This is a genomic window from Rodentibacter caecimuris, assembly GCF_010587025.1.
Lineage (GTDB): Bacteria > Pseudomonadota > Gammaproteobacteria > Enterobacterales > Pasteurellaceae > Rodentibacter > Rodentibacter caecimuris.
The window spans coordinates 561,382-577,110 of sequence record NZ_CP040863.1 but is presented as its reverse complement, the minus strand read 5'-3'; the positions used below and the strand labels follow the sequence as shown (position 1 = coordinate 577,110).

Annotated in this window: 15 protein-coding genes; 6 read left to right on the top strand and 9 right to left on the bottom strand. The window is 39.4% G+C overall.

The annotated features are described in order from the left end of the window. Positions 1 to 21: 21 nt before the first annotated feature. From FEE42_RS02895 to melR, 6 genes are all read right to left on the bottom strand, one after another. Positions 22 to 879 carry a cysteine ABC transporter substrate-binding protein gene (locus FEE42_RS02895; protein ID WP_164027674.1) on the bottom strand — a complete coding sequence of 286 codons (858 nt, stop codon included), beginning with the start codon at positions 877 to 879 and terminating at the stop codon, positions 22 to 24. Beyond that, positions 863 to 1,627 (bottom strand): amino acid ABC transporter ATP-binding protein, encoded by a 765-nt coding sequence (locus FEE42_RS02890; protein WP_164027673.1) that lies wholly within the window; start codon positions 1,625 to 1,627, stop codon positions 863 to 865. Before FEE42_RS02890 ends, FEE42_RS02895 begins: the two co-directional genes overlap by 17 nt. Before the next feature lie 10 nt (positions 1,628 to 1,637). After that, a complete protein-coding gene (locus FEE42_RS02885) occupies positions 1,638 to 2,306 on the bottom strand; it encodes an amino acid ABC transporter permease (protein WP_164027672.1) in 669 nt (222 codons plus the stop codon). Next, positions 2,296 to 2,955 carry an amino acid ABC transporter permease gene (locus FEE42_RS02880; protein ID WP_164027671.1) on the bottom strand — a complete coding sequence of 220 codons (660 nt, stop codon included), beginning with the start codon at positions 2,953 to 2,955 and terminating at the stop codon, positions 2,296 to 2,298. The genes FEE42_RS02885 and FEE42_RS02880 overlap by 11 nt, the downstream gene beginning before the upstream one ends. Before the next feature lie 307 nt (positions 2,956 to 3,262). After that, a complete protein-coding gene (sfsA, locus tag FEE42_RS02875; RefSeq protein WP_164027670.1) occupies positions 3,263 to 3,979 on the bottom strand; it encodes a DNA/RNA nuclease SfsA in 717 nt (238 codons plus the stop codon). A gap of 39 nt (positions 3,980 to 4,018) precedes the next feature. Then, positions 4,019 to 4,954 carry a transcriptional regulator MelR gene (gene melR / locus FEE42_RS02870; protein ID WP_164027669.1) on the bottom strand — a complete coding sequence of 312 codons (936 nt, stop codon included), beginning with the start codon at positions 4,952 to 4,954 and terminating at the stop codon, positions 4,019 to 4,021. A gap of 222 nt (positions 4,955 to 5,176) precedes the next feature. Here melR and melB point away from each other — a divergent pair, with 222 nt between their 5' ends. Beyond that, complete coding sequence (gene melB / locus FEE42_RS02865; protein WP_164027668.1) at positions 5,177 to 6,556, top strand: melibiose:sodium transporter MelB; 1,380 nt, start codon at positions 5,177 to 5,179, stop codon at positions 6,554 to 6,556. 12 nt (positions 6,557 to 6,568) lie between these two features. Beyond that, positions 6,569 to 8,707 (top strand): alpha-galactosidase, encoded by a 2,139-nt coding sequence (locus FEE42_RS02860; RefSeq protein WP_135968659.1) that lies wholly within the window; start codon positions 6,569 to 6,571, stop codon positions 8,705 to 8,707. A gap of 219 nt (positions 8,708 to 8,926) precedes the next feature. Here the strand turns inward: FEE42_RS02860 and yedF are convergent, their stop codons facing one another. Both yedF and yedE read right to left on the bottom strand, forming a co-directional pair. Beyond that, positions 8,927 to 9,196 carry a sulfurtransferase-like selenium metabolism protein YedF gene (gene yedF / locus FEE42_RS02855; RefSeq protein ID WP_135968658.1) on the bottom strand — a complete coding sequence of 90 codons (270 nt, stop codon included), beginning with the start codon at positions 9,194 to 9,196 and terminating at the stop codon, positions 8,927 to 8,929. Between the two features lie 27 nt (positions 9,197 to 9,223). After that, a complete protein-coding gene (gene yedE, locus FEE42_RS02850; RefSeq protein WP_164027667.1) occupies positions 9,224 to 10,444 on the bottom strand; it encodes a selenium metabolism membrane protein YedE/FdhT in 1,221 nt (406 codons plus the stop codon). A gap of 201 nt (positions 10,445 to 10,645) precedes the next feature. Between yedE and ppk1 the strand changes: the two genes are divergently transcribed. Then, positions 10,646 to 12,772 (top strand): polyphosphate kinase 1, encoded by a 2,127-nt coding sequence (gene ppk1, locus FEE42_RS02845; RefSeq protein ID WP_335341615.1) that lies wholly within the window; start codon positions 10,646 to 10,648, stop codon positions 12,770 to 12,772. A 114-nt stretch (positions 12,773 to 12,886) separates the two neighbouring features. Here ppk1 and FEE42_RS02840 read toward each other — a convergent pair whose 3' ends face one another. Then, positions 12,887 to 13,720 carry an FkbM family methyltransferase gene (locus FEE42_RS02840; RefSeq protein ID WP_164027666.1) on the bottom strand — a complete coding sequence of 278 codons (834 nt, stop codon included), beginning with the start codon at positions 13,718 to 13,720 and terminating at the stop codon, positions 12,887 to 12,889. Between the two features lie 649 nt (positions 13,721 to 14,369). Between FEE42_RS02840 and infC the strand changes: the two genes are divergently transcribed. The 3 genes from infC to rplT all read left to right on the top strand — a co-directional run bounded on the left by infC (position 14,370) and on the right by rplT (position 15,720). Beyond that, complete coding sequence (gene infC / locus FEE42_RS02835) at positions 14,370 to 14,903, top strand: translation initiation factor IF-3 (protein WP_059366468.1); 534 nt, start codon at positions 14,370 to 14,372, stop codon at positions 14,901 to 14,903. 200 nt (positions 14,904 to 15,103) lie between these two features. Continuing rightward, positions 15,104 to 15,301 carry a 50S ribosomal protein L35 gene (gene rpmI, locus FEE42_RS02830; protein ID WP_034613912.1) on the top strand — a complete coding sequence of 66 codons (198 nt, stop codon included), beginning with the start codon at positions 15,104 to 15,106 and terminating at the stop codon, positions 15,299 to 15,301. Between the two features lie 65 nt (positions 15,302 to 15,366). Further along, positions 15,367 to 15,720 carry a 50S ribosomal protein L20 gene (gene rplT / locus FEE42_RS02825; protein ID WP_005596075.1) on the top strand — a complete coding sequence of 118 codons (354 nt, stop codon included), beginning with the start codon at positions 15,367 to 15,369 and terminating at the stop codon, positions 15,718 to 15,720. The last annotated feature ends 9 nt before the right edge of the window (positions 15,721 to 15,729 follow it).

Below are 15,729 nucleotides of genomic sequence, written 5' to 3'. Positions count from 1 at the left end.
TTGCCCTTATTATGTATGAAACTATTTATACTCTACTAAAATATCACTTTCGGTCACACTATCACCGTAAACCGGTAATAAGGTTTTTTCGTAGGCTTGTTTGAGTACGCCTTCTTTTGAAAGTTTTTCAATTTCAGTGTTGAGCCAATTTAATAAATCCGCTGCATCTTTACGGACGGCAGGCGCAATCACATCTTGATCACCAAAACTTTTCACGCCTACGGTATAGCCCGGATTTTGTTTTACCCAAGCAAATAAGAAGGTGTTGTCATTGGATAGGGCATCCCCTCTGTCGTCTCGTAGCGCTTCAAAGGTTTCCGTGTTTTGTTCAAATTTCAATAATTTGATATTCGGATAATTCTTGGTGAAGAAAATATCCGCTGTGGTGCCTTTATCAACGATAAGTGTTTTGTCTTTTAACTGCTCAAGATCGGTAATTACCGCACCATTTTTTGAAACCACTCCAAGGGCAACTTTCATATAAGGATTGGCAAAATCAACCACTTCTTTTCGTGCAGCCGTTACGGTGAAATTGGCGAGGATAATATCCACTTTTTTGGAAAGTAAATATTCCGCACGATTGGCGGCATCCACTAATACAAATTCCGCTTTATTTTCATCACCTAAGAGATCTTTGGTAATGGCTTTGCCGATTTCCACATCGAAGCCTTGGCTTTTGCCTTGGGCATCTACATAGCCGAAAGGCGGCTTGTCGCTGAATACACCAATACGAATTTTGCCGGCTTGTTTCAATTGCTCAATGGTTGAGGGAGTTTGTGAAGTCTCTTTGCTTGACGTATTGTCGTTGCAGGCGGTAAGCCCTAGGGCTAAGGTTGCCGTGGCAAAAAGTGCGGTTAAATTTTTAAATGTTTTCTTCATAGTTTGTTCCTCTCGGTTCATAGTTTAAGATGTTTAAAAATGTTTTCGCCCGATCCGTGGTAGGGTTGGTGAAAAAATCTTCCGGTTTGGCTTGTTCAATAATTTGCCCTTTATCCATAAAAACAATACTATTTGCCACTTGGTGGGCAAACCCCATTTCATGGGTGACAATCAACATTGTCATGCCTTCTTTGGCAAGCCCTAATATCACATCAAGTACCTCGCGTACCATTTCGGGATCGAGGGCGGCGGTGACTTCGTCAAATAGCATAATTTCAGGATTCATACAAAGCGCACGCACAATAGCGATTCGCTGTTTCTGCCCACCGGAAAGCTCACGCGGGTAGGCGTTTTTTCGATCAAATAATCCCACACGTTTTAATAATTCGTCCGCTTGTTTTTCGGCTTCCGCCCGATCACGTTTTTGAACCTTTAAAGGCCCAAGCAAAATATTGTCGATTACCGATAAATGAGCGAATAATTCATAGCTTTGGAATACCATTCCAATTCGTTGACGTGCATTGATCCAACTTATCTCTTTGCCAAGTTCACCGGCATTTTGGAGTAATAATTGACCGCTCTTTATGGGCTCTAAGCCGTTTAATGTACGAAGTAATGTGCTTTTGCCACAGCCGGACGGGCCTAAAATCACCACGACTTCGCCTTTTTCGACGGAAAGATTAATCCCTTTTAGTGCTTCAATCTCGCCATAGTTTTTTATAAGATTTTTTATTTCTAGTAATGCCATATATATTCCTTTAGCTTTCCCAACGGGTTTCTAAATAACGGGAAAATAATGAGAGCGGATAACAGATCACAAAATAGAGAAAGAAAATGACCCCGTATATCCAAAGTGCCGCCGATTGATTGCTAAAAAGTGAATGTTCAATAATTTGTTGACCCACTTTAATCACTTCTATTACACCAATTAACATCGCCAAGGAGCTGGTTTTCACCATTCGGGTGAAAAGGTTGATAGCACTTGGGGTGACTCGCTTTAGACTTTGTGGGAGCAAAATATAAATAAAGGTTTGAAAGGGCGTTAATCCTAAGGCATAAGCGGATTCAACCTGATGTTTTTCAATGGAAGTTAATGCGCCTCGCACAAGATCGCCCATTTCCGCGGTTCCCCAAAAAATAAAGACCCAAATGCAGACGGTGATGGCGTCTAAATGTATGTCAAACCATTTTGCCAATCCAAAGTAAGTGATAAATAATAGAACGAGCAAAGGGATGATGCGGACAAATTCTAAATAAACTTGGCAAATAGCTCTAATTACAGCATTTCTGCTTGTCATCAGCAGACCTAAGATTAACCCAAAAAGGCAGGCAAAAAAGACAGAAACGAAGGCTATTTCAGCGGTCACCCAAAGACCGTTTAGCAGTCTGGTGAAATTATTGCCTTGGAATAATAATTCAAATCCCATATTTTGCTCTCCGTGTGCGCTGTTCTAAATAACGAATAGAAATTGAGATAGGCAGCAAAATAACTAAATAAAACACAACTAATAAAAATAGCGCTTCGTTGGTTTTATAATCCATTCCGATAATTTCTTTTGCCATAAACATGAGTTCTGCTACCGCAACAGCACTAATGACAGAGGTTTCTTTCATTAAAAATAGACAATTCGCGCCTATCGCGGGGAGAGAAATCGCTAATGCCTGCGGAAAAATAACATAACGAAAAGCTTGAAATGGTGTTAAACCAATGCTGAGTGCAGACTCAATTTGACCTTTGGAAACTGCTTCTAAACCACCACGAATCGCTTCTGCCATGTAGCTTCCGCCCAAAAAAGCTAAGCCGATTACCCCACAAGTAAAACCGTCTAATTTGATGTCGACTTTTGAAAGCCCGAAGTAAAGGAAGAAAACTTGAATCAATAATGGGGTATTGCGTGAAAGTTCAATATAACTTTTCACCAACCAATTTAATGCCTTAAAGTTATAACTATTGATGACTGCACAAATCGTGCCAATAATAAATGAGCATAAAATCCCCCAAAACGAGAGGGCAAGGGTTATCAATGTTGCATCAACAAAGCGTGGTAACACGCTGATAATGTAATCCCAATTCATTGTTTCTTTTATAACATAAGCGTTTTCGTAGGCATTATAGTAGAGAAGATTTTTCTCATCGGGAAAGAATTGAAATGAATTAGTTATAATGGAATGGAATAAATGAATTCTTGATATTGAGATTAAATGTTAGTTATGGTGAATAAAAAAAAAAGCCTATTTGTGGGGAAATAGGCGGGAATGTGGAGTGATTATCATGACGCTGTATCTAACTGGAGATACAACCATTTGTTGTTAGAATGAGTACATGATAATTGTTCTCAATAAGTCTGTCAATAAATAAATGCAAATAATTCTCAAAATTTTATTATTTCATATAAGGCACGGATTCAGTTAATGAAAGTGCGGTAGGAATTCCCTCTAAAATTTCAAATTTACCGGCGTAAGCATAAGCCTCTACACCTTGTTCTATTGCCTCTTTTAATAATCGATCGTAGTCGGGATCGATATATTCGGCAATTTTAAAACGATCAAACCCATTGTGCAGACCGGCAAACAATACTACGGCACGATGTCCTTGTTTTTTCATTGTCAATAATTCTCGCACGTGTTTTTGTCCTCGTGTTGTGACGGCATCAGGGAACATGCCGAGATTGCCTTTTACCAAGGTGATCGACTTCACTTCCACATAGCAATCGGGAAGCCCTTCACCTTTTAGTAAAAAATCAATACGGCTATTTTCTTCACCGTACTTGACTTCAGGATAGATGTCATCATACATCGCCAATTCTTTAATTTGCTTGTTTTTTAATGCTTCAAATACAAGCTGATTGGAGCGGTGAGTGTTAATACAGCAAAGCTGTCCGTTAGCAAGTTGGGTCAGTTCCCATGAGTGGGGGTATTTCCTTGTTTGGCTATCGGAATGGGAATACCAGACGGTATCGCCTTTTTCTCCGCAGCCTGTCATCGCACCGGTGTTGGCGCAGTGAATAGTCATTATTTCACCGTTAGTTAATTTAATATCGGCGAGAAAACGTTTATAGCGGCGAATCAGTTTTGCTGATTGAAGAGCGGGAAGTTTCATAATATTCCTTATAAAGTGCGGTTGAAATTTAATGGTTTTTTATCGAATGAGATGATGAATTGGAAGATTTCCACGCATTTGCTTACGATAGCTCACTGGGGAAAGTCCGGTATATTTTTGAAAATTTTCGTAAAAGCGGCTTAAAGAATTAAAACCTGCTGTGAGTGAAATATCGAGCATGGTTTTATCGGTATCGGTGAGTAATGCCTTGGCGTGGTTAATCCTCATCATCGTAATATATTGTTTGATCGTTAGTTGCATTACACGTTGAAATAGCCCCATAGCATAGTTGGTATTCAAGCCGACCGCAGCGGCGACTTGAGACACGGTGAGGGCTTGATTAAAGTGACTAGCGATATAGTTAAGCATTTGAATCACATAATATTGAGTATGGCGTGAGGATTTACCGTTCATGTGATTTTCATAATTTGTCTTTAATAAAAGCTCCCACCCGTCAAGTTCTAGGCGTTTTAACAGTAATTGCACTTCACTATAGACTAATTGGTTGCGATTTTTATCCTCTTTTGTCAGCTCGTTTTCCCAGCGCATAATTTCAAACGTGCCGGCGAGCGCAGGGTTTTGGGATTGAATGACGACCCCATGGGTGATGTGAGTCACCAGTTTATCGGTTAATTGCCAAGAAAGAAACTGATGAACAGGAATATCAATCACCGCCATTTCAGTACAGTTTTTACGATCCACCAAACTATGCGGAATCGCCGCCCAGAAAACAGCAATATGATTTTTTTTGATTGTAATTTGTGAACCGTTGTAGAAATATGTTACGTCATCGTTAAAGGGGATATTGATTTCAATATGTCCGTGCCAATGATGGGCAGGCATATTCAAAGGGGGCTGCCATAGTTTTACCCGTAGCGATTGTTTTTCTAAAGGTAAGGAAAGGGGACTGGTTGTTTTACTACCCAGGGCGTTTTCCGGATCAAAATAATCCAACACAATATCTTCAGATTGCATTCATTACCTACGAAATATTACCAAGCAAAAGAGCGGTCAAATTATAGCGAATTTTTTGATAAATTCCTATTTTCCTAGAAATTTTTCCCGAAAATTCATTTTTTAATATCGAGATCTCATAAAGTGAGTTTTTAGGAATCTTGTATAAAGAAATGGTATAGGAAAGGACTTTTCCTTTTGTCATGATGAGGTTATGAAACTCACTGAAAGGAGGAACTCATTATGAGTTTATCAATGAAAACCAAGATCAGTTTTGGATTGGGGGCTTATGGTAAGGATTTTGCTATCGGCATTGTGTATATGTATTTAATGTATTATTACACGGACGTGTTGGGAGTATCCGGTGCGGTTGTGGGCACTATTTTTATGGTTGCCCGTGTGTGGGATGCGTTAAATGATCCCATTATGGGTTGGATTGTCAATAATACACGATCTCGCTGGGGAAAATTTAAACCTTGGATTTTGATTGGCACGATTCTTAATTCAATTTCACTTTTTTCTCTTTTTTGTGCAGATTATTTCTCCGGTACGGCACTTGTCGTTTACATTGCGGTTACCTATATTCTCTGGGGAATGACCTATACCTTAATGGATATACCGTTTTGGTCGCTTACACCGACTTTAACCCTTGACCAACGGGAACGTGAAGAAATCGTGCCTTATCCGCGTTTCTTTGCCAGTCTTGCCGGTTTTGTGACTGCCGGTATCTGTATGCCGTTTGTCGATGCAGTGGGCGGCGATGATAAAGGTTTTGGGTTTAGAATGTTTACACTTGTGATTATCGGCTTTTTTGTGGCTTCGACGATTATTACTTTAATGAATGTCAAAGAAAAATATTCTTTCGATGCAATTGAAAGCGGTGAACCGCAGAAAAAAGTACCGTTAAAAACTCTCATATCGCTTATTCCACGCAACGATCAGCTTTCAAGTTTGCTTGTAATGGCGCTTTGTTACAACATTGCAGGCAATATCATTTCAGGTTTCGCCATTTATTATTTCACCTATGTAGTGGGCGATAAAGAAATGTTCCCATATTATATGTCTTATGCCGGTGTTGCTAATCTCACCGTGATAATTTTATTCGCCCGTTTGGCAAAACTTTTCTCACGCCGTATGTTATGGATTGGCATTTCTGTTAGCTCCATTATTAGTTGTGCAATCTTAGCTTATACCGGTATTACCGAACATCACAGTATTTTCCTGATTATTCTTGCCGGTATTTTTATGCAGATTGGTAGTGCATTGTTCTGGACACTCCAAGTGATTATGGTGGCAGATACCGTAGATTACGGCGAATACAAGCTCGGTATTCGTTCCGAAAGTATCGCCTATGCAGTACAAACTATGGTAGTAAAAGCCGGTTCCGCCGTTTCCGCGTTTTTAATCGGGGTATTATTAACCGCCATTGATTATGTACCTAATGTAGCGCAAAGTGAAAGCACCTTATTTTATATGAAAGTGATCATGATAGGCTTACCGATTTTCTTCTATGTAGTGAAATTGTTTGTCTATTTCCGTTATTACAAACTGCACGGTGATTTACTCGCCAAAGTCAATATCACCTTATTAGATAAATATCGCAAAGTTGAAACAAAATACTAAGAGGAAAGTGTTATGAGTTCACAATTAGTTCGCTTACAAAGCAAAGAGACGGATTTAATTTTACGCACAGAACCGGCAGAGATTCTCTATTTTGGTAAACGCCTTGAATTGGATGAAATTACCGAAGCGGATGTGATGAGCATTGAACGTGGTGTAGCAAACGGTAGTCTTGATGTAGATACGCCAATTACCCTCGCCGCAGAAAACGGCAGAGGCTATTTTGGCGTTTCAAGTGTGGAAGGACATCGCAACGGTTATGATTGGGCGCCGGTATTCATTACCAAAAACATTGCGAAAACCGACCGCACTTTAGTGTTAGAAATGGAAGACAATATCGCAAAACTGGCTTTCAAGGCAGAAATTGAATGCGATGAAAATGGGGTGTTTAAATTCCGTCATACTTTAACTAACTTAGGCGAGGGCGAATTTACCGTAAATCGTCTCACCGTTACCTTGCCGGTGCCTGAATATGCCGATGAAGTATTAAGTTTCTACGGGCGTTGGTGTCGTGAATTACACGAAAATCGAGTATCACTTAAACACGGTGCGTTTGTCCAAGAAAATCGCCATGGACGCACCTCTCACGAATATGCCCCTAATCTGATTTTGGGAACACCTCATTTTAGTCAGCAACAGGGTAAAGTCTGGGGATTTCACTTAGCATGGTCGGGAAATCACCGTATTCGTGCAGATGTATTGATTGATGGTCGCCGTTTCGCCCAATTAGAAAATCTTTATTTACCGGGAGAAATTCAACTTCAACAAGGTGAAAGCCATAGCACGCCTTGGGTGTATTCGGTGTATTCGGAAGAGGGACTAAACGGTATGTCACGCCAATTTCACAATCATGTCCGCCAACATATTTTACATTTTGCTCATCCTGTGCGTCCGGTACACTTGAATATTTGGGAGGGCGTTATGTTTAATCACCACCCTAAACACATTATTGCAATGGCGGAGAAAGCCGCGGAAATGGGGATAGAGCGCTTTATTATTGATGACGGTTGGTTTATTGGGCGTAATGATGATTTTGGCGGTTTAGGCGATTGGTATTTAGATGAAGAAAAATACCCGAACGGTTTAAACGAAGTCATTAATGCTGTGAAAAAACTAGGTATGCAATTTGGTATTTGGGTCGAACTGGAAATGATCAACAAACCCACCAAATTGTACCAAACCCACCCCGATTGGTTATTACAATTAGAGGGGTATGACCAACCGGAAGAACGCCATCAATATGTATTGGATCTCACTAAACAGGAAGTATTTGATTATTTGTTAGCGCGTATGGATTGGTTACTGGGCAGTCACGCCATTGATTATATTAAATGGGATCACAACCGCCGTCTTGTTCAACCGGGTAGTCGAGGGCGTGCAGCGGTGGTGGAACAAACTCAAGCCGCTTATCGTTTATTTGATGAATTGCAAAAACGTTATCCGCACGTTGAAATCGAAAGTTGTTCATCGGGTGGGGCGCGTATCGACTATGAAATTTTAAAACGTTCACAGCGTTTTTGGGCATCGGATAATATTGATGCCTACACCCGCCAACAAATTCACCGCGGGATGAGTTATTTTTATCCGCCTGAAGTAATGGGCGCGCACATTGGCGGTTCGCCTTGCCAAACGACGCATCGTTGCTTTTCCATAGATTATCGGGGATTAACCGCCTTATTTGGACATATGGGAGTAGAGCTTGATCCGGTGAAAGAAAGTGAAGAGGAATGTATCGGTTTTGCAAAATATATTGCCTTGCACAAACAACTTCGTCCGTTATTACACGGCGGAGAGGTATTCCGTCTTGATTATCATGATGATAAAACGCTTCTTCATGGCGTAGTGGCAAAAGATAAATCGCAAGCCGTAGTGCTTGTAAGCCAACTTGATATGCCGGATTACAAGCAAATGGGGAAACTCCGATTGCCTTACTTGCAAGCCAACGGGAATTATCAAGTCAGTGTGCTTTCTGTTCCGAATTATATCCGCGAGGGGAAAGCGGGGCATTTAATGAAAGTTTTCCCACAATGGTTGCGTGATTGCTTTGACGGAAAAATTCTCTCTATTTGTGGCGAATGGCTTGCTAATGCCGGTTTAACTATTCCTGTGTTAGATCCGCAAAGTGCAATGTTATTGGAATTTAAAAAGTTATAGATAATCGGCATTATGTAGCTAACGCACAATTTAAAGAAAATGTAGGGAGGTCACACTAGCGTCCGTAAAAATTTAATGATTTTAAAGGTTGTATGGCGGATGTCAGTGTGGCGCCCCTACCTATGAGATAAAATTTAAGTTTGTGCAACTGCTACATAATACCGGAGATAATGAAAAGTGCGGTCAATTTTGACCGCACTTTTTGCTGCTGAAGGAGTTTTAGCGTTGAATCAAATATCTCAACTTTGTTCCATCTTGTTCAACACTCAGGAGCGTATAACCGTGGTTTTTGGTATCCACAGGAATATTATTGATGGATTGGGCACAATCACTTAATAATTCCAAAATCTCACCTTTTTGTAATCGTGGCATGGTTTCAAGCATTGCAATCGCTGGATAAGGACAAGGTTCGCCTAAGGTATCTAATGTATAATCCGGTGTGATGTCTTTCGGATCTTTATCTAATTTTTGAACAACGATAAATGCCATAATCATTTCCTTTTTACTGAATAAGAATTAACAACCGCAAGATGGTTGTGTCGCTGTAATTTTTGCTTTGGCTTTTGCAAGGAATCGGCGTTCCCACCAAACCACCGCAACTAAACAGAGAATTAATAAAGCGTAATTTACTAATAAACCGCCTACCGGGCCGAAAGATTTAAGTAGGTTCAATTTTTCGTAATCCAAGGCGAGGGCTGGGGCGATGTCATCCCAAACGTAGGCAAGATAAGTAGAACCGATAATATTACCTAATCCCACCCACATAAAATGAACTTGCCCCTCCATGGCGCGATACATCCAACCGGTTTCACAGCCGCCGGCTAACACGATACCAAAACCGAATAGTAATCCGCCGATAATTGCATTTGGTCCTGCCCACATAATTTTTGGTGAAACGCCCAATTGAATATAGGAGAAAACACCGATCGTTCCTACGATAATTCCATAAATAATGGCTTTTGCCATATAAGCACGACCGGTTACCCAGAGATCACGGAACGCAGAGGTAAAGCAAATTTGTGCGCGTTCGATTAATAAACCGAATGCTAAGCCGCAAAACATAGCGAACCCAAGTTTAATGGAATGTGTCATCACATAAAGTGATGTCATGAGATAGGCAAAGAAAATCACCATACCCAGCCAAAAACGACGAGAGGCTTGTTTGGGATCGGTTTCGTTTAATTTTGCCGCGCCTTTTTTTAATGCTAATTTCACGCGGAACATTGGGAGTAAGGTCACTTTTACTCCGATATAAGTCCCAAGTGCGGTAGCAATAGTAAAAAACCAAGCGTGGACAGAGAATTGCGGAATACCGGTGAAAAGTGAGGCAAGGTTACACCCCATGGCAAGGCGAGCGCCGAAACCGGCTAATGCTCCGCCGATTAAGGCTTGGGCAATACGGCGTTTATACGGTTGATTGCGCCATTTAACGTTATTTGCCCAAAGTGCTGCGGACATACAGCCGGCGAACATCCCTAGAATCATCACACCGTCAATACGGGTAAAAATACTTCCTTCCATTCCAATGATTTTGTAATAGCTCCATTCGCTCAGATCGACACCAAGCATTTGTAACGCATGCCCTCCCCAACGGGTGAATTCTCCCGTTACAGCCCAGTAAGTACCGGTTACACCGAAATAATAAGCGGAAAGCAAACCGGCTGCGATCACGGCTGCGACAGGATTCCAATATTTAATGAGATAGTTTTGTTTGAATTGTTGCCAAATCTCTAACATAAGTTCTTAAATCCTTAAGAAAGTTAATGATTTGCAAGCAAAGGTATATGATGAAAAATAGAATTGAGAATACAATCAGATTTGTTCATTTCCTATACACAAACTTGCGATATATGAATGAATATGCTGTTAAAGCGGTTAGAGTATAAACAAAAATATGGGGGAAACAAAGGGAATTAATATTTTTGTCACGTTTTTGTCATTTTTATCGGTTATTTTTTCCATTCGAAATGTAACGATAAAAATAGGGATATTACAATGACTGATAACAATCGTTTTCTTTGTCGAGAAATGAGTTTACTGGCTTTTAACCGTCGGGTTTTAGCACAGGCGCAAGATCCGAATACGCCATTATTGGAACGGTTACGTTTTCTTTGTATTGTTTCATCAAATTTAGATGAATTTTTTGAAGTTCGGATTGCCAGTTTAAAACGTGAAAGTAAATTAAGTCCTTATACATTATTAGATAGTGGCAGAACGGCAGAAGAAGCGATTGCTTTTGCTTCAAAAGAAGCCCGTGATTTAATTAATGAGCAATATGCTCTATTTAATGATGTGCTTGAGCCGGAGTTGGCAAAAGAAGGCATTCATTTTTATCGCCGTTCAAGTTGGACTGAGGCGCAACGTGAATGGGTAAGTCAATATTTTGATCGTGAATTATTACCTATATTAACGCCCATAGGGCTTGATCCTTCCCATCCTTTTCCGCGTTTATTGAATAAATCGCTTAATTTTGCGGTGGAACTTGACGGCAATGATGCTTTTGGCAGACCTTCCAGTATGGCAATCGTACAAGCTCCACGAATTTTACCTCGAGTGGTAAAAATGCCGTCGGATATTTGCCAAGGCGAAAACGGGTTTGTTTTTCTTTCTTCTATTTTGCATTCTAACGTACATAAATTATTTTTAGGTATGACGGTTAAAGGCTGTCATCAATTTCGCCTTACCCGAGACAGTGATCTGAGTGTGGAATCGGATAGAGATAGATTGGACAACCTACGCACTGCAATACAAAGTGAGTTACATTATCGCGAATACGGTGACGGTGTACGTTTAGAAGTGGCGGATCTTTGTCCGGCACATATTTATGATTTTTTACTGGCACAGTTTAAGCTCGGCAGCAATGAACTTTATCGGGTGAAAGGCCCGGTTAATCTTATTCGTTTGAATGCTATTCCCGATTTAGTTGACCGACCTGATTTAAAATTTCCTCCGGTTACTCCTAGCCCGCTATCCAAGAAAACAAAAATTGATTCGATTTTGAATCATGTCAGGCAAGCCCCTATCTTATTGCATCACCCTTATCAATCGTTTGATCCTGTGGTTGAAATGATTAGCGAAGCCGCAAACGATCCGGATGTATTGGCAATTAAGATGACGATTTATCGCACAGGTAGCCGTTCAGAACTGGTTAATGCCTTGATGAAAGCCGCGCTTTCAGGCAAACAGGTTACCGTTGTTGTTGAATTAATGGCGCGTTTTGATGAGGCTAATAATGTTAACTGGGCACAACAGCTTGAAAATGCAGGTGCTCATGTTGTTTATGGTGTCTTTGGTTATAAAGTACATGCCAAAATGGTACTGATTATCCGGCGTGAAAAAGGTTTACTTAAACGTTATGCTCATTTAGGCACAGGGAATTACCATCAAGGAACATCCCGTATTTATACGGACTTTGGTTTAATCACCGCCGATGAACAAATTACCGATGATGTTAATACCTTATTTATGGAAATTACAGGATTAGGTCGTCCGGTAAAATTAAACAAACTCTATCAAAGCCCTTTCACTTTACATCAATCGGTTTTGTCTCACATCAAGCAAGAAACTCGAAATGCACAAGAGGGCAGAACGGGGCGAATTATTGCAAAAATGAATTCATTGGTCGATACCGGTGTAATCGAAGCTTTATACGAAGCCAGTCAGGCTGGTGTGCAAATTGATTTAATTGTGCGAGGAATGTGTACATTACGTCCCGGTGTAGAAGGGCTTTCTGAGAACATTCGCGTACGTTCCATTGTGGGTCGCCAACTTGAACACTCTCGCGTTTATTACTTCTATAATAATGGTGCGGAAAATACTTACATTTCGAGCGCCGATTGGATGGGACGTAATTTCTTCCGTCGTATTGAAACGGCAACACCGATCGAATCCTCAGAAGTTAAAGCACGCGTGATTGAAGAAAGTCTCACTATGGCGTTAAAAGATAATACGAAAGCATGGGAGATGCAGCCGGATGGTTGTTACAAACAAGTTGTTCCGACAGAAAATGAAGTGCCTTTTAGTTTACAAAATGCTTTATGGGAAAAATACGGGCAAACTTTATAACAAGCTCTCTTGATCTTATTAAAGTATAGGTAGCAAATAATTTATCTTTCAATCATAGTTTACTAATAAATAAAAAAGCATTTTGAACTCAAAATGCTTTTTTTATATTTATTTTTATTTTTGATATGTTAATAGTGGTACTTGAGATAAATCCATTTCAGTATTGGCTAATGTTTCTATGGGTAAATTTGAGGTTTTGGAACGATGAAAACAAGCTAAGTTATAATCTAAACCGGAAATTGTTTTTTCCTGATTGAAATAATTATTAGCTTGATAACGATCGGAAATAAACCAAAAACATTGATAATCAAGTTGATTTAAATAATTTAATATTGCTTCGGATCTATGGGGATGAGCTTCAATGAAAATAACGGGTTTATATTGATTAATAATATTATTTGCACCTTGTAATACGTTTAGATCAAAACCTTCCGCATCAATTTTTAGTAAAGATAATTCATTTAGTTTTTGAATTTCGGGATGTTCGTCCAAGGTGAGAACTTGAACCCATTCTTTATGCTGACAGTCTTGAAAATAACCTTCGGTATCAAATCCTTTGTCTAAAGAAAAACTGCCGTAATTCCAAGCCGTATCGTAATTTGATGAGGGAATTTCAATATTTTGTTTTTGATTGCTTACACCTTGATGATATGTATAGACATTCGTGAGGTGATTTAATGAAATATTGGCACAAAGTGTTTGGAAAATAATGCGTTGGGGTTCAAAACAAAATAATTTCCCCTGTGGAATAAATTTTGCAAGGGGGATGGAGTGCATTCCAATATTTGCTCCCACTTCAATAATATTGCTATGGCTAGATAGAACACTACGGAAAAATTGAACTTCAACTTCGGACCACTCTCCATAAGTTTTGACAAATTGACTAATAAAGTCACCTTCAATGAGATTAAATAGTCCCCATTTCGTTTGGTGTAATGAAGTACGCATAAATTTAACTAATATTAGAAATTAAGTTCGGATATTATAAATTGTTTTTTAAGAGAGAGAAAGGTAATTTTTTGCATATTTTTTTATTATTAACGTAGCAGATGTAATAAAGTGCGGTTAGTTTTATATGAGTTTTTATTGATAACTAAAAACTATATTTATAAAAGGTGTTTGTTTTCATTTTGGTAATACCGGATTTGCAAGGCTTATATATTTTGACAATAATCTTATGAAGAGAGAGTGTGATCTAAAAATGAAATGCGTTTAATCGACGATTGACGAGATTTCGTTTATTCAGCAGAGAAAACAAAAAACAGACTATTGAAAGGTATTCAATGAGATCATCATAATGCATAATCAAGTTGTGCTTTGGAATTCTTGACATAAATGACGAAATTAGACAACGGCAAACAGTTATCAATATAGGCTTTGTTTAGAAACTGCAAGGATTAATCGCTTATCAAATCTTTTTGTAACGTATTGGTGTAGAAATTCGTATAAATGGCTAAATTTTGTTGCATAAAATATGCGGATACTATAGAATTCGTGCGTTTTTGCTCGTTTTACTCGGGTAATAAAATTTGGAATCTTTTGTGTGTTACAGAGGATTTTTGCATAAACCAATAGAAGGAATACGATTATTAAAACCGTGAAAAAAGCGCCGGCAGTAAATCGCCCAAATCGCATTAATGATGAAATTCGCGTAAAAGAAGTTCGTTTAATTGACCAAGATGGTGAACAATTAGGGATTGTTCCTATTCAACAAGCCTTAGAAATGGCGGAGCAAGCAGAGCTTGATCTCGTTGAAATCAGTCCAAATGCAGAGCCGCCGGTTTGCCGTATTATGAATTACGGTAAATTCCTTTACGAAAAGAGTAAAACTGCAAAAGAGCAAAAGAAAAAACAAAAAGTTGTTCAAGTTAAGGAAATTAAATTCCGTCCGGGCACTGACGAAGGTGATTACCAAGTTAAATTACGTAGCCTTATTCGTTTTTTAGAAGATGGCGATAAAGCCAAAATTACCGTACGATTCCGTGGGCGTGAAATGGCGCACCAAGAGATCGGTTTAGATGTGTTGGAACGTGTAAAAAATGATTTGGCTGAGATTTCCGTTGTGGAATCGGCACCGGGTAAGTTAGAAGGTCGTCAAGCCGTGATGGTGTTGGCACCGAAGAAAAAATAAGAATTTTTTATTGAGATATTCATTTCAATAAAAATCTTTTCACTTAGGTGAAAAGTCATTGTATGTTGGGCACACTACGCAGCCTAACTACTTTGGGAAAAGGCAATTTGCCTTATAGTGGAAATAATCAGTGCCTCCAAGTAACTTTTTAGTTCGCCTGATTATGTTGTTTTAAACAAAAATGCGGAGTTATTTTAACAATGCCTAAAATCAAAACAGTACGCGGCGCAGCTAAGCGCTTCAAAAAAACTGCTTCCGGCGGTTTCAAGCGTAAACAATCTCACTTACGTCATATTTTGACTAAAAAATCAACTAAACGTAAACGTCATTTACGTCATAAATCCATGGTTGCGAAAGCAGACCAAGTTTTAGTCGTGGCTTGCTTACCATATGCATAAGCCGTTATTTAAGCAAAACGTACGATTTAGTTCATTTTAGAAAAATATACATAGGAGATTAAATAATGGCTCGTGTAAAACGTGGTGTTATTGCAAGAGCACGCCATAAGAAAGTTCTTAAGGCTGCTAAAGGTTATTATGGTGCACGTTCACGCGTGTATCGCGTTGCTTTCCAAGCGGTGATCAAAGCAGGTCAATACGCATATCGTGACCGTCGTCAACGTAAACGTCAATTCCGTCAATTATGGATTGCACGTATCAACGCAGCGGCTCGTCAAAATGGTTTATCTTACAGCAAATTTATCAATGGCTTGAAAAAAGCGTCTGTTGAAATCGACCGTAAGATCCTTGCCGATATTGCAGTATTCGACAAAGTAGCTTTCGCTGCATTAGTTGAAAAAGCAAAATCTGCACTTTAATTTTTTAAA